Genomic DNA, 15,897 nt, shown 5'->3' with positions numbered 1-15,897 from the left:
TTTTATGAAAACATTAGTCATTGTTGCCCATTCCAATCTTGAAAGCTCGAGAGCGAATCGTCGCCGTGTGGAAAACGTAAAGAAGTATTCCGAAATTACTGTACATGAGTTATACAAAGCATATCCGGACTGGCATATTGACACTCAGAGAGAACAGCAACTTTTACTTGAGCATGACCGGATTGTTTTTCAATTCCCGTTGCACTGGTATAGTACGCCTGCCTTGCTTCAAAAATGGCTCGAGGATGTGCTTGCATTTGGTTGGTCCTATGGTCCAGGCGGAAACAGCCTAGCGGGGAAGGAATTTATCCTGGCAGTTACATCAGGCGGAGCCAAGGAATATTATCGTCCTGAGGGAATCAACTTATTTACAGTCGAGGAGTTATTGAGACCGTTTCAGGTCACGATTCATCGTTCGCAAGGAAAGTATAAGCTCTTGGATGTGCTCTACGGAGTCAAAAACTTGACAGATGAGGAACTGGATCGAGATGCAGAAGCATATGCTTCTAGAATATTGGGATGACAGGCAATTCAGTTGAGGAAGAAAAGAAAACGTTCTGGACGCGAAATTTCGTTCTCGTCTGTTTATCGAATCTGCTGATCTTTGCCGCATTTCAGATGCTGCTGCCGATTATGCCTTTCTATATGAAAGCAAACGGCGAGAATCCTTCACATACCGGATATGTGATTGGCATTGCGACACTTGCCGCCGTACTTGTCAGGCCTTTTATCGGAAAGGGGCTTGATACCTTGGGCAGAAGACCTCTATTCCTTGTTGGAATCATTCTGTTTTCCATTGCCGCTGTCAGTTTTTATTTTGCCAAAAGTGCAATTTGGATTTACATGTCGAGTATATGGCTGGGTTTGGGATGGGGGGCTACAACGGTTTCTTTAGCCACTATCGCTTCCGACTTTGTTCCCAAACAGCGGCAAGGAGAAGGGATGGGTTATTTCGTACTATCCAGTCTATTGGCGCTCGCATTTGCTCCAGGTCTCGGTTTGAGACTGGCGGCGGGAACCGATTGCATCGCACTCGTTTTTCTAGTATCGCTCATGTTCCTTCTATTGACTCTGGCCCTTAGCAGTGCGATCAAGCTGACAAAAAAAGACACGAGTAAGCAAGCATCTCCACGCTTCTGGCCGACGAACAAATCCATCCTGCTTCCTCCTGTCGCGATGATGACCTATGCATTCGGTTATGGAAGTATCCTTTCCTTTCTCAGCTTGTATGGAGAGAATCAGCACATCGAGCATATCGGATGGTTTTATGTCGTCTGCTATGCGATGGCTGCCTTAACGAGACCGTTTGCCGGAACTTGGTATGATAAGAGCGGTTATCGACAAGTTCTTGCATCGGGTCTCGCGCTATCCATGATCGGATTGTTCCTGTTGTCTTATACCCGCAGTGACATTATGCTAATTGCCGCAGCGATCTCATTCGGACTTGGGTTTGGATTGGTTCAGCCTTCTTTATTGACATTGACGATTGAGAAGGCGGACCATTCCTTTCGGGGCATGGCGAACAGTTATTTCTTTATGGGCATGGACCTTGGAATTTCCATCAGTTCCATGGTATTAGGAGGTCTTGTCGATGCAATCGGTTTTCCATGGATATATCGTTTTGTATCCTTCCTTATGATTCCTTTGATTCTGGGGGTTACGGGAATCGTTAGGTTCGGAAGCGCGAACAAGAGCTACGATGCCGACTAATATATCGAACATTGGAGGATAACTTATGTTAATTGTTGGGTGGGATGAATCTTAGTGTTGTACATGCTCAAGGATGATGATCTGATAAATTGTTACTTTGCTGCTGTTGAATTAAATTCTGATGAAGATTTTCTACAAATTTTGTTGGAAGAGATCAAGCGTAGACACTTGGATAACAATATACGAGGTATAAAACCTACTAACTCACATGAAATATAATCCGACTGCATGACCGTTTTTTTTTTTTTTTTTTTTTTGATTCTTTCGCATGTCTAAAAAGAGAAGGCCATCCCACAAAGGATGGCCTTTAGACTTGCCTTTACAGCCAACGCGGTGAACTGATAGCATGTGCAGACAATCTCGAAATGGTTCGTAAGAGGGGACTGGAGGCAGCCTATTTTTACTATGTTGAGCATCAAATAAGGCTGTTGTGCAGAAGGACAAGGGTTTTATGATAACAGGCGAATTGTGGATTTGCCAAGCCACGGCTCGGCTCCACCATGTAAATCCACAACTACATGAGGTTGAGGATTATTGCGATTGTTTTTGTAGCCATGGTCGATTTCGATTGGGGAATGGCGTTATATGTGCGCAGTTTAGCTCATGTTAGATCGATTCTGTTAGGTGTATAGCACCGCTTTCTTCCGCATTAGGTTTGCGTACCGGCATTCATTATCCGCATTCCCCAAAAAAGAAGCTTGCGCCTTGTTTATACAGGTACTTATAATGTCATTAACATGTATTCTAAATGGAGGATGACAATGTCTCCTATTCCGTATGACATAAATATTGCTCTTGAGATTTTTGGCGGAATCATTATGTTGGCCATTGTTGTCATTCTTTCACTCAATGATTTTCGAAATAGAAGTCAGACGCGGTATTTTATTCTTATGCTTTGCAGTAATATGGCAATGCTGATAAGCAACGCTTTGTCGTGGACATTTGAAAGCACTACACAGCCTTCCAGTCATTATGCAGTAAGCATGTCCAACTTTTGCGTTTACTTTTTTGGATACCTTGCCACCGCATTCTTTGCGAATTATTCGATCAACATCATCTCAAACAAAATCAAGACTCCGAAAAGCCTACTATATATGTTTTACGGAGTATGCAGTGCTGCAATTGCGTGCCTCATCATTTCGCAATTTAACAATATGTACTACTACATTGATGATTACAATCGGTTTCATTTGAATAGCCTGTCGTGGCTGGCTTCTTTATGGATGGTTATTTTTGCTTTTATACAGATAGCAGTTGTCCTCTATTACCGGAAAGCTTTGGGTTATCGAGAGAGTTTCCTTTTGCTGTCTTATATGGCGCTGCCCATGTTGGCATTGATATTTTCAGACAAGTTTCAAGGATTGGATTTATTTAGTATAGCAGTACCTGCTTCCATGCTGCTTATCCTTAAGGGACATAAAGCTTCCCAAGGCGAAGCTACAAATACTGTAAAATTAAAAAACTCCATTAAAACGAAACTTTGGTTGTCCATCGGATTTTTTGCGGTAATTGTTTTGCTTGTAGGGGGTGTTGCCGTTCTTAATCAGGAAAGAACAACTGTCCGTGAGGAGTCCTTGGACGATGCACAACAATATAATGCGTTGCTTGCGGCAGATTTGAGTGCCTATTTCCAAATTGGAGCTGCTTTGGCTGTGAAAACGTCGTTAAATGATTCTATTATGAATTGGATGAAAGATGATGATGATTTAATAGCTAAGAAATTGGCTTTTGAAGAATTATCTGATGCTTCGAAATTTATTAATGGCAACATGTTCAATATCGTACTGCTTCAGTCGGGAAATGTATACAAGGTTGATGAAAATACAGTTTTTTACGATTTTAAACCTTATAAAAAACTTGCCAAAAGCAATCGGTTTAAAGAAATAATTGTAAATCCCGATACATTTACATACTTAATTGACTCAAGCAGGTATAACCTATTGAATAAAATATATATAGTGACAAATGTGATGGATGGAGAAAATTCAGTCGGGACAATTGACATTGGCGTGGGCTTAAACGACAAAATCAAAAGCATTTTTGATGCGAATCAGAAACAAGGCATGAAATCCGTTATCATCAACAAAGAAGGTCAAGTGGTTATTGATTATGACACAAAGAATATCAACAAAAATCTGCTGAGTGATGATATGACAATGTATAGTGACGATTTGAACGACTCTGCGGTCAATTGGCTCACACAACGATTGAATGAAGACTCGGAGCCGGCTTCCATTCAGCTTGATAAAAATAGGAATCATTATATTGCGTTTGCCCCCATTCATGGGACGGATTGCTATGCGGTTACTTTCTATGAGACCTCCGGTTATTATATACGAAATGTTGGCACAAGTTTATCTCTCATTTTTATGCCTATGTTCCTATATCTGGCTCTGCTTATTTATATCCTTAGAAAAAGTGTTATGGTACCGCTCAATGAACTCCAACGAGTTGTTAATGAAACAACGCTGTATAAAGAAATGGATATGACGATAGCAAAGCGTAAGGATGAAATCGGGATATTGGCTCAGAACATTAAAAACATGGCTGACAATTTGGTGAAAAGTATACCAGTAGGGATATTCATAACGACTCCGGATACAAGCTTCGAATATGCCAACGCTTATTTCTTGCAGCAGTTTAAGTTCGATTCCTTGGAGGAATTTAAGACTGCTCTGATCAATAACCCTGATTCTTTCCACGTTAATATCGAAGATTACTTTAAGATTAAAGATATTGTTGTGGAAGGTAAGTTTGAATTTGCTGACAAAATCCGGTTCATTGACAAGGAAGGTACTCCGTTCTGGGCTGAGATGAAGCTGACAAAAAAAGAATTGGATAACGGAAAATTCTGCTATGAGGGAATATTGATCAATGTCGATGAAGCCGAGGCACAAAAAAAGAGTATGATCGAAAAGATGTATACCGACCGATTAACCAATGTTTATAACCGTGTTTATTTTTATGAAATTGCTATTGAAAAGGTTAAAGAGTGCAGGGAGGCCGATAATTCGGTCTACTTGATTATTTTTGATTTGGACAATTTCAAACAAATAAATGATACCTATGGGCATAATGTTGGTGATGAGGTTCTGATTGAGACTGCTGAAATTGCAAAAAGCTGTTTACGAAGCGGGGATATATTATGCAGATGGGGCGGAGAAGAATTCATAGTTATCCTGTTAGGTGCATCAACCACATCAACATATAATGTGGCATCCAAAATAAGAGAGCAAATGGAAGCTCACACCAGCAAAACGGCAGGAAAAGTTACTGCGAGCTTTGGCTTTGCTGAGTTGTCTTATGATGATTCCATTACGGAATTGATCAAACATGCCGACGAGGCGCTTTATGAAGCTAAAAAGACAGGTAGAAACAAGATTATTCAATACCAAGTGAAGCTGGATTAGCATCAGAACTTTGAACTTAGAAAGCAGTTGACGCAGAGTTTCTTCTGTGACAGCTGCTTTTTTGTTTCATGCTCTGTACTCTATGATGTGTTATTCCAGTTAGCTTCAATAGTACATGATACACATACGTGGGTTTATTACGAAATGTAGTTAGATTAAAAAACCACATCTTTTGAAATAGGCATAAAGACCTATTTATTGTCGAATAAAGTCGACCGATAATATAAAAAAGGTCTTTTTTCATAATAAAGGAGTGGGGCTAATCATGAAGATTTCTACCTGGCTTAAGACGATGAGTGGAGTTTTTATTTTTCTGACAGTCCTGAACGGAATTAGTATTTATAACCTTCAAAAGAGCGTAGCTCAGGAACGCGTCACTGTAAAAAGGCAAGCAGAATTTAAGCAGTTAGGTATCGATTTAGCCAACTCCTCGGACTATTTGACGAACGAAGCAAGAGCTTTCGTGCAGTTCGGAGATAAAGTCCACTATGACAACTATTGGAAGGAAGTAAATGAGACCAAAACGAGAGATCATGTAGTGGAGAGATTAACTGAATTGGGTGCGCCCAAAGAAGAGCTGGATCTTATATCACAGTCAAAACAAAATTCGGATGCTCTTGTCAAAACGGAAAATGCGGCAATGAAAGCTGTGGAAGGCAAAGATTTTACCAAAGCCCGGGAGCTCATGTTTGACAGCAATTACGATGCAAACAAAAAGACCATCATGGAGCCGCAGCAGCAGTTTCAACAAAAGATGAATATTAGAGCGGAAAATGAAGCAAACACTGCAAAGCAAGAAGCAAGCTTGATGCTTACGATAACTGTGCTTTTGCTTATAATTACATTCCTGGCATTACTTGCAATATTTATTATTATTTTTGTTAAGTTGAGACCGCTTAAGTTAGTTAATGAAAAAATCGCCGAAATTGCGCAGAGCGGGGGTGATCTAACCGGAAGACTGGATTACTCCGGCAAGGATGAAATCGGAGAAATCTCGAAATCTTTAAATGCTATGTTGGAAACCCTGCAATCCATTATTAAAGATGTCAGTGATACCTCCCGTAGTGTATTGAGTTCGTCGAGTAAACTGGTTGAAAATACGAAAGAAACTGCAAGTGCGACGGAGGAAATTACGAGACAGGGAGCCAGTATTGAGCGAGGGGCGACAACATCCGTGCAAAGCACACTTGATGCTTCTCATGCAATCAATGAAATGTCTACAGGTGTGCAGCGTGTCGCTGAATCCGCGGAGGATCTTGCTAATGCCGCAATTGAGACGGAGAAAGAAGCAGCAAGCGGCGTGAACTTTATACAGCAAGTTAGCGAGCAGATGGCCCAAATTAGCGATTCTGTAAGTTCAACAGTAGAAATTGTATCTAATTTGAAAGAACGCTCTTCTCATATTGAGAAAATTGTTAGTGCCATCACGGAAATATCGAGTCAGACGAATTTGCTTGCGTTAAATGCTTCAATCGAAGCGGCAAGAGCAGGCGAACATGGAAGAGGCTTCTCGGTAGTGGCCAGCGAAATCCGAAAATTATCAGAGCATTCCTCTACTTCAGTAGGGCAAATATTCGGATTGCTGCAAGATATTGTGAAAGACTCTCAAGAAACTGAACGTGCGATGCAGCAAGTGACGGGAGAAGTATTGACGGGCCAAAAGAAGATGGAAGAAGCAATCGAATCCTTTGAAAACATTTTGAAATCCACTCAGAGAGTAGCTTTCCAAGTTCACGAGGTTTCTGCGATCAGCGAACAAATGGCGGCAGGCTCAGAAGAAATTGCAGCATCTGTTACCGAAATGGCAACTGTAGCTGAAGCATCGCTTACAGGAGTTAAAGCTGTGAACGATATGACAGCCAAGCAAAACTCTTTAGTTCAGGAGGTTGCTTCACTTACTAACATGCTTAGCAAAGATTCTCGAAGCTTGGAGGCTCTCGTGATGAAGTTTAAAGTGTAAAATGAATAGTACAGTGAATCATACGGGCCAAAGTTACCTCCCGAAACAATCTCAACATCACGCGGCGGCGAAATGTGGTTCTGTACAGCCACGGTTCGCCTCCATATGGTGCACACAGAAAAGACACCTTAATCGGTGTCTTTTTTCGTTTTAACGACTGTTTTGGACTATGTGTGATGGTTAAAATGCTTGCGGAGAACGTGCTCCTTTTGGGTATCACCGGAAACGTGATGGTGCCAAAGTCACGTATTGCCTGGGACCGAATGAAGAGGTGGGATTGTCAGAATTATTTTTGAGCTGGGGCTGTTGAAGGTTGGAGCGGAAAGCGTATTATGCGTGAACTGAATCGTATAGGTGCTGGTTGGAGACGGTGGACACCCTCAACTGTGCTTTCTATTCTTAGCAACCAGGCTTATCGCGGCATCGCATATGGAATAAAAAATGCATTGTAGAAGGCAGCAGAAATGCTGAGGTAGAATGGATCATCGTAAAAGACGCTCATCCCGCAATCATAGATGATAAGCTCTGGAATGCTGCTCAGTCAGTTTTGGAGTTACGTAGGCCAACAAATTTCAAATGAGAAATACCCAATCGAACAGCTTTTCCCAAGCAGGTATGCCGCATTGATAGTGTACCTGCTTTTTTTGTGCCAAAAATAATCCATACAAAGGAGAATGAATGCAATGAAAGTAGTCGTATATGTAAATTTTCTGCTTCTCCAACCTCTCCAACTTCTGCAGTAGTGCAACTTGTGCCATGCCGCCAGCGATGGCATTTACAAGTTTGTCGATCTGCTTTTCCGTCTCCCGTAAATTCTTCTCCAGCCTTGCTCCTTCGTTTTTTTTAGGTTACGTCCTATTCGCTTGGAACTCCCATCAGTTGAATTTTCTAAAACTGGAATTGCATCGTCGTTAAAAATTTTATCTAGCAGTTCAGCCGGAACGTAGGTTTCAATGTACTCGCGCCGAAGTTCCGTATTCTTACAGGCTTTGGTACGATCACGGTAACCGATAACGGTAGATGAGGTATTTCAGCTTGTTACGTCCGCAATGCTTTGTATTGCCCATCATTGCGTAATCGTAGCCAAGGTTCCTCAAGCATTCTCCGTAAATCGTAAGCCCACTTAGAAGGTAAAAGTTCTTTAGCTTTTTGTCTACCAGGCGCGTGCTTGTTGGCATCCATCTTATCTTGTACTTGCTGGAACAGTTCCTTGGAGATAATCATCGACATGCCGCCTTCGACTCGAATCACATCCTCTGAGTCCTTTCTACGATGACGGCTTGAAACAGTCCTTTACTACTATCATTAATCATGTTCTGTTAGTCAGAACGCTTGTCCGAGGTTGCAGTCTTGGCGCGGTCGGCGTAGATGGATTCGTCACGCAGGCATAAGACTTATCCTTAGGTTTAACAAGCAAATAAATTCCATTGCTATTTACATTTCTTGTTGGTAAAATATTTAGTAAATTAAACCGAGGGTGTGATGGTGAAATGGTCACAATAAAGGATGTTGCAAAAAAAGCGGAAGTTTCTAGTGCTACGGTTTCGCGCGTGTTGAACAAAGACTATACATTGCAGGTTTCAGAAGATACGAGACAGAGAATCATCGTGGCGGCTAAAGCATTGGGTTACCGAAAGGGAGGAATCCGTTCGAAAAGACCGGTTGATACAGAAATAGTGAAGAAAAACGTAGGGCTGCTTATTACGTGTTCGGAGCAATTAGAGTTTTCAGACCCCTACTTTTTGTCTATTCGACAAGGAATCGAACAAGAATGCGTTAAACAAAACATCAACGTATCCAAGATATTTCGGCTCATGGATGAATCCGAACATGCTATCGACTCGAACGAGTTGGATGGTTTGTTTGTCATCGGCAAAGTACACAACGAGCTTCTAAACCACTTGACACGGATGAAACAAGTTATTTCCGTTGACTACATGATCGATGATAAATTCGACTCCGTCATGATCGATTTGCAAAAGGCGACTAGCCAAGCCATTCATCATCTCATCGCGCTTGGTCATCGAAAAATCGGTTATATCGGCGGAATCAGTTACATTCGTAAGATAAACGGTAGATGTTATGCTATGGATATTCGTCAACTTGAATACGAAGCGATTATGAAAGAAGCAGGATATTATAATCCGAAGCACATCTTTGTGGGGGAATGGCGAACAGAGGAAGGGTATGCGCTCATGAGACAAGCATTGGAACAGGATGATCGACCTACAGCTTTCTTGATTGGGAGCGATCCAATGGCCATTGCGGCGTTGAAGGCCGTGAGCGAGTTCAAGTTCAAAGTACCTGAAGACATTTCTATCGTGAGCTTTGACGATATTCCGTTCGCTTCTTTCGTTACTCCTCCGTTGACAACCATAAAAGTATTTTCCGAAGAGATGGGAAGGACAGCCGTAAAATTAATGGTCGATCGCTTCAATGGGCGTGAAATTCCTCTTCATGTCACAATACCTACGAATCTTGTCATCAGGAATAGCTGCGGATCGGACAGCGGAAGTACTAGTATTGATTTACTAAATAGTGATGCTATGAGCTAAATGCCGAGTATTGAAGAACCGTTATGCGGTTCCTGAGCTTCTGGCATTTGAATTTAAATTCGATAAAAACGATAGCCTAACTCGGGACTGGATGTATTGGCTGTCGTTCGCTCGATCTTGCATGAGGAAGCACTCACTCTTCCAAACCTGAAGCAACTTGTTTCTCCTCCCTCAGATGGTAAGCAGTGAAGTCGTCCTTGCCCCTATCCAGCACCTAAATACCTTATTGTTGCAGTTTATTTCACCCAGAAGAGTATCGATGTTCAAGTGATACTATGTAATAAGTAAAATATTTCAGTAGATGTATTGACATTTACTGAAATATAGGTAAAATAAAGCCATGTTTATTGTTTGTTTTACTAAATATACATGCTTTACATTGTTATCAAGTTCAAAAAAGGGGAAAGTCAGTGCGTGCAGAAGGAGGAGCTTTTTTTTTAGATTCGGAATGAAAGCGGTGTCATTGTTGGATGTCAACTTTATTTCTAACGAGAGAAGGGATTTCTATGAAAAAACCTTAAGGGTCGTTCTAGCGTTAATCTTGGTCCTGTCCACGCTTGTTTGTTAAATTTCAATTCACCTAGAAGAGTATCGATATTCAGGTGATGCTGCATAGTAGGTAGAATATTTCAGTAAATGTATTGACATTTACTAAAATATAGGTAAAATAAAGTCGTATTCATTGTTGTTTTACTAAATAACACAATGTTATCAAGTTCGAAAAAAGGGGAAAGTCAGTGCGTGGGGAAGGAGGAGAATTTTTTTTAAGATTCGCAATGAAAGCGGTGTCATTGTTGGATGTCAATTTATTTCTAACGAGAGAAGGGATTTCTGTGAAAAAAACCTTAAGGGTCGTTCTAGCGTTAATCTTGGTCCTGTCCACACTTGCGGCATGCTCGAATAAGAATAACGGCGGCAATGAGGCGCAAACTACCCCATCCACTACTGAATCCGCATCCACAAATCCGGAGGCCAAACCGAACGAGTTTGGTTGGGAACTCCCGGAGAAAACGATTGAATTTAGCTATTATGCGGGTCAAGCCAATCCGGATAAAGCGGGGAAAAACGCCAAGCAACTGCAGCAGTACATCCTAGATAAATTTAACGTAAAAATCAACAAGCTCGTTTACGACGTTAAACGCGACGAAAGACAAAACCTGATGCTCGTATCGAATGATTATCCTGAAGTTATCGCAGGTATGGACGAAGCAACCGTATCTAAATGGGTTGCCCAAGGCAAGGCGATCGAGCTTGGTCAATTCATCGACAAGTATGCTCCGCATATCAAAGAGCAGCTTGGCGACCTGTACAAAACTTACTTAACCGACGGAAAGTTGTATGCGCTTCCTAGCTATTGGGGACTATTGCCGATTCCGGACTACGCCGCACATATGCGTTATGACTATTTGAACGAGTTGGGCAACCCGACATTCGAGACGCCCGACCAATTCTACGACATTTTGAAGCAAATGCAAGCCAAGCATCCAAAGAACGATAAGGGAGAAAAAACGTACGCGCTTACGTCATACGCTCCGGTTACGACCAATACTGTGCCGACGCTTGCGGGCATTTGGGGTCTTAAAGAAGGTTATAAAGTAACGCCGGAAGGTGTAATGACGCATTGGGTCAATACGCCGGAAGGTCTCGAATTGACGAAATTCATGAATAAAATTTTTAGGGACGGCCTGCTTGATCCCGACTCGTTCATCAATAAATACGAAAACATGAAAGCGAAAATGTCCACCGACCGCGTCATGGGCTATGTCGGCGCTTGGTGGATCGGCTGGAACGCCGGCCACGAATTATGGCAAAAAGCGGATACGAAATGGACGGAAGACAAGCGCTTCATGCAATATGCCCTGAAAGCGCCTAATGCGGAAAAATCGTATATGTCCGGTAAAAATGCTAGAAGCGGCAATATGACGATTATTACGGACAAAGCGAAAAACCCTGAAGACATCGTCAAATGGTTGGATTTCTCCATGACTGATATCGGAACCCGTTTGATCGGGTGGGGCGTTCCGAATACGGATAAATCCACTTGGAAATTCGAGAACGACCAACCAAGCTTCGTCGACGCTGCAAAGCAAGCGATTCTCGATTCGACGTTCGACTATGACGCCGGTGAACTGATCGGCATGGATCAATTAAATTTGGTTTCGCCCGATGGAACGATGAAGGACGACGGCAAGAGCACCTACTGGTACGATCAAAATTTCAATGAAGAAGCCAAATGGAAGAAAATGTTGAACGACAACCTGAAGGATACAATCTACGACAATACTTTCGGCAACATTCCGATCCTGGCGAACAATCCGTTGGCAGTAACCGATAAACAAATCACCGATTTGCTAGAAACGTTATGGGCGAAAGCGGTCATGAGCAAGACTGAGGAAGAAAGCGTCGCGAATTTCAAAGCGATGCAGGATAAGTTGAATGACGCGGGTCTGAACAAGATCGAACAATTCAAATCGGAAGAATACCAAAGAAGATTGAAGGAGTGGAAGTAAGGACGCCCGGGAGGAAGGGGGTTCCCCCCCTTCCTCTTGTTAAAAAAAAGATTTGGAGGCGTATGCGTGAACAAATTGAATCAATTACATCCAACGGCACCATCGCAAATGAAAATTCGGAACGCGATGAGAAGTTTGTATCGGGAACGGCAATTATGGCTGATCAGCATCCCTATGATCATTTGGGTTCTAATATTCAGCTATATGCCGATGTATGGTATTTTGATGGCTTTCGTCAACTATATTCCCGGCAATACGATTTTACAGAGCGATTGGGTAGGGCTTACCCATTTTAAAATGTTCTTTGATTCGCCGGACTTCTCGCTCGTCTTGCGAAATACGTTGGCTATTAGCGGACTGAGTATCTTATTCGGATTTCCGGCGCCGATCGTGCTGGCCATCTTGCTGAACGAGCTGAATAACAAACGATTCAAAAAGACGATTCAGACGATTTCTTATTTGCCTCACTTTATTTCATGGGTTGTCGTGGCTAGCATTCTGTTCGCCCTCCTAGGCAACGAGGGTATCTTGAACGACGTGTTAATGCGATGGGGTATCATTGATCAACCGATCTCTTATCTGGGCGAAGGAAAATACTTCTGGGGGATCATCACTTCAGCGAATTTGTGGAAGGACGTCGGTTGGTCCACCATTATTTACTTATCCGCGATGGCGGGCGTCGATTCGGAGATGTACGATGCCGGCAAAGTCGACGGGTTGAACCGATTCGGACTGATCTGGCATATTACGCTTCCAAGCATTCGGTCGACGATCGTACTGCTCTGGATACTCGGCATCGGCGGCATCTTGAACGCGGGATTCGAACAGCAGTTGTTGATCGGAAACGCGCAAACGAGAGAGTACTACGAGGTTATCGATACGTATGCCTATAAATACGGCATCGAGCTAGGGAACTATTCGTACGGTGCAGCCATCGGGCTATTGAAGGCGATTATCGGGGTTACTCTCGTGTTCGGTGCGAACAGGTTCTCGAAAAAAGTGCTGGATACGTCGATCTTTTAATACGATATATGTCAATGACAGGAGGCGCGACCCGATGAATTCGTCTTTTCAAAAGAAGTCGCTCGGAAGCAAAATTTTTGATTATGCCAATGTCGGCTTTATGTTGCTTTTTTCAGTGCTCATGATATATCCCTTTCTGAATTTGCTGGCCCTCTCGTTAAACGACGGTGCGGATGCAGCGAGAGGGGGCATCTTTCTTTGGCCGAGAATGTTTTCGTTCGATGCATACAGCTTCATGCTTCACGAGAATAAATTGTTTTCGGGGTTCGGCATTTCGATCCTGAGAGTGCTTGTAGGTACGACCACCTGCGTGATGGCAACAGGTTTGCTGGCTTATTTAAGCACGATAAAGCATTTTTCGGGCAGAAGATTTATGCGATTATTGTTTTTGATGACGATGTACATCAGCGGTGGATTGATTCCGACGTATATGTTGATCGTGAAGCTGGGGTTGATCAATTCATTTCATGTTTATTGGATCCCAAGCCTATTGAATGCGTACTACATGCTCATTATGGCTTCCTATATGCAAAATTTACCCGAATCGCTATTCGAATCGGCGCGCATCGATGGGGCCAATGAGCTTGGCATATACTTCCGGATTGTCATTCCAATTTCGTTGCCGGTATTCGCGTCGATCGCCGTCTTCAGTTCGGTCGGACATTGGAATTCTTGGTTCGACGTCGTCTTGTACAACTCGAACGGACATTGGGATACGCTACAGGTTTACTTGCGGAAATTGCTACTCGAAGTGGAATCGTTCGAAGAGATCAAAAATCAGCAGATCGCGCAATCCAAATTCAGAACGTTGTCTCCGGTCACCTTGCGGGCTGCGGTTACGATGGTCGTGACGCTACCGATCGTGTTTATCTACCCGTTCCTTCAAAAATATTTTGTCGGGGGCATTACGCTGGGCGCGGTAAAAGGTTAATCCGACGCGATAGAGAGGAGTTATGATGTGCAAAATATTTCTTCAGGCGGTTATACGTTTACCTTGACGGGAGGAGAAGAAGATTTTAATGTTTCGCTCTCCTTGAAACAATCGGCAACTGGCATTATTCGTTTGAACATGAAACTTCAGTCCGATGAACCTAGAACTCCCGGTACGATGGAGTTGACCTGGAAACTTCCGGTTATCGATGTGTTCGCCAGCTGGCATCCGGGTTTTTATCGGAACAAGAGGCTTCGAGTGGACTGGGAGAATGGATTCCGTTCGAAGGCGACATCGTCCGCACCAGTTTGCGTCCTTTACGGCTTCCAAGGAAACAACAAGATGACGTTTGCTTTTTCCGACGCGCTTAATCCGGTCGAATTGAAAGCGGGCATTCACGAAGAAACATCGAATTTTCTTTGTTCTGTCAAGCTGTTTCAGGATCAGAGCTCGCCGATCCAGTCTTACGAAGCGACGCTCCATATCGATACGCGTGACATTCCATACGAAGAAAGTCTTGCGGATGTGCAACGATGGTGGTCTACGATGCCGGGATACGAACCGAGCCCCGTTCCTGATACGGCAAAGCTTCCGATGTACGCGACCTGGTATAGCTTTCATCAGCAACTGTCGGCAGAGGCGGTCGAACGACAATGCGAGATGGCCAAAGCTTTGGGCTGCGAAGCCGTCATCGTTGACGATGGGTGGCAAACGGCAGACAATGCGCGCGGGTACGCCTATTGCGGCGATTGGGATGTGTTCGAGGGCAAAATTCACGATATGAGGGCGCATGTCGATCGCGTTCACGAGATCGGAATGAAGTTTCTGCTCTGGTATTCCGTTCCGTTCGTCGGCAAGCACAGCAACGTTTGGCCAATGTTCGAGAATAAGCTGCTCGGCAAAATCGAAGATTTGGGCGCGGGCGTGCTCGATCCGCGATTCCCGGACGTCAGGGAATATATTATTGGAACGTACGAGAACGCTCTGCGGGACTGGGATTTGGATGGGTTTAAGCTCGATTTCGTGGACAGCTTTAATCTCACATTAGCCAGCGACATTGAAGGAAGAGACTACGAATCGGTACCGGAAGCGGTCGACCGTCTCTTGAGCGACGTGATGTCCAGGCTAAGAGCGATCAAACCGGATATCATGATCGAATTCCGCCAATCGTACATAGGACCGCTCATGCGCAAATACGGCAATATGTTCCGTGCGCTGGACTGTCCAAACGATGCGTTGGAGAATCGTTCACGTACGCTGGACGTTCGTCTGCTCGCGGGAGATACCGCCGTTCATGCCGATCCGCTCATGTGGAATCCGGAAGAGCCGACGGAGAACGCGGCGCTGCAATTGGTGAATACGTTGTTTGCCGTCCCACAAGTATCGGTTTTGCTAGATCAACTTCCCGAATCCCATCTCCGGATGTTACGGTTCTGGCTGTCATTCTGGCGCGAGAAGAGAGAGGTTCTATTGGACGGACGGCTGACCGCGAAGCATCCGGAGCTGGTCTATCCGCTGGTGACTGCCAGCGACGATAACGAAGCCATTACTGCCGTTTATGCGGATATCGTCGCGAATCCAGGATCCCGAATACCGAAAACGTGGTTCGTCGTCAACGGCACGCTTAACGATAGAATCGTGATCGAGCTCGAGGAAAGTATGGGCGAGCGAAACGTCGTCATTCGGGATTGCCAAGGCCAGGTAACGGCTACGTACAAATCAGTGTTCGCGATGGGGCTTCATCCGATCGCGATCCCTCCGGCGGGCATAGCCGTATTCGAAGCGTAATCCCGACCGC

General features: G+C 43.8%; 10 protein-coding genes. 9 read left to right on the top strand and 1 reads right to left on the bottom strand.

The window, feature by feature from the left end:
- The first annotated feature begins 4 nt into the window (after positions 1-4).
- The 4 genes from MHH52_RS16370 to MHH52_RS16355 all read left to right on the top strand — a co-directional run bounded on the left by MHH52_RS16370 (position 5) and on the right by MHH52_RS16355 (position 7,080).
- Positions 5-523: an NAD(P)H-dependent oxidoreductase gene (locus MHH52_RS16370; protein WP_340003616.1), complete on the top strand. Its 519-nt coding sequence runs from the start codon at positions 5-7 to the stop codon at positions 521-523.
- Positions 520-1,710, top strand: coding sequence for an MFS transporter (locus MHH52_RS16365; RefSeq protein ID WP_340003615.1), 1,191 nt, complete (start codon positions 520-522; stop codon positions 1,708-1,710). The genes MHH52_RS16370 and MHH52_RS16365 overlap by 4 nt, the downstream gene beginning before the upstream one ends.
- A 761-nt stretch (positions 1,711-2,471) precedes the next feature.
- Positions 2,472-5,120, top strand: a complete 2,649-nt coding sequence (locus tag MHH52_RS16360; protein ID WP_340003614.1) for a diguanylate cyclase — start codon at positions 2,472-2,474, stop codon at positions 5,118-5,120.
- Between the two features lie 265 nt (positions 5,121-5,385).
- Positions 5,386-7,080 (top strand): HAMP domain-containing methyl-accepting chemotaxis protein, encoded by a 1,695-nt coding sequence (locus MHH52_RS16355; protein ID WP_340003613.1) that lies wholly within the window; start codon positions 5,386-5,388, stop codon positions 7,078-7,080.
- Between the two features lie 1,038 nt (positions 7,081-8,118).
- Here the strand turns inward: MHH52_RS16355 and MHH52_RS16350 are convergent.
- Entirely contained in the window at positions 8,119-8,331 is a 213-nt protein-coding gene (locus MHH52_RS16350) for a hypothetical protein (RefSeq protein WP_340003612.1), read from the bottom strand.
- Positions 8,332-8,570: 239 nt separating this feature from the next.
- On the opposite strand from MHH52_RS16350, the gene MHH52_RS16345 reads away from it, so the two are divergent.
- From MHH52_RS16345 to MHH52_RS16325, 5 genes are all read left to right on the top strand, one after another.
- A complete protein-coding gene (locus MHH52_RS16345; RefSeq protein ID WP_340003611.1) occupies positions 8,571-9,635 on the top strand; it encodes a LacI family DNA-binding transcriptional regulator in 1,065 nt (354 codons plus the stop codon).
- 776 nt (positions 9,636-10,411) lie between these two features.
- Entirely contained in the window at positions 10,412-12,145 is a 1,734-nt protein-coding gene (locus tag MHH52_RS16340; RefSeq protein WP_340003610.1) for a sugar ABC transporter substrate-binding protein, read from the top strand.
- A gap of 66 nt (positions 12,146-12,211) precedes the next feature.
- Entirely contained in the window at positions 12,212-13,168 is a 957-nt protein-coding gene (locus MHH52_RS16335; protein WP_313637995.1) for an ABC transporter permease subunit, read from the top strand.
- 34 nt (positions 13,169-13,202) lie between these two features.
- Positions 13,203-14,099, top strand: a complete 897-nt coding sequence (locus MHH52_RS16330; protein ID WP_340003609.1) for a carbohydrate ABC transporter permease — start codon at positions 13,203-13,205, stop codon at positions 14,097-14,099.
- A gap of 27 nt (positions 14,100-14,126) precedes the next feature.
- A complete protein-coding gene (locus MHH52_RS16325; RefSeq protein WP_340003608.1) occupies positions 14,127-15,887 on the top strand; it encodes a glycoside hydrolase family 36 protein in 1,761 nt (586 codons plus the stop codon).
- The last annotated feature ends 10 nt before the right edge of the window (positions 15,888-15,897 follow it).

Source organism: Paenibacillus sp. FSL K6-0276 (assembly GCF_037977235.1).
Lineage (GTDB): Bacteria > Bacillota > Bacilli > Paenibacillales > Paenibacillaceae > Paenibacillus_AQ.
Note: the sequence above shows the minus strand (reverse complement) of the source record. Positions and strands in the feature narration are given on the sequence as shown.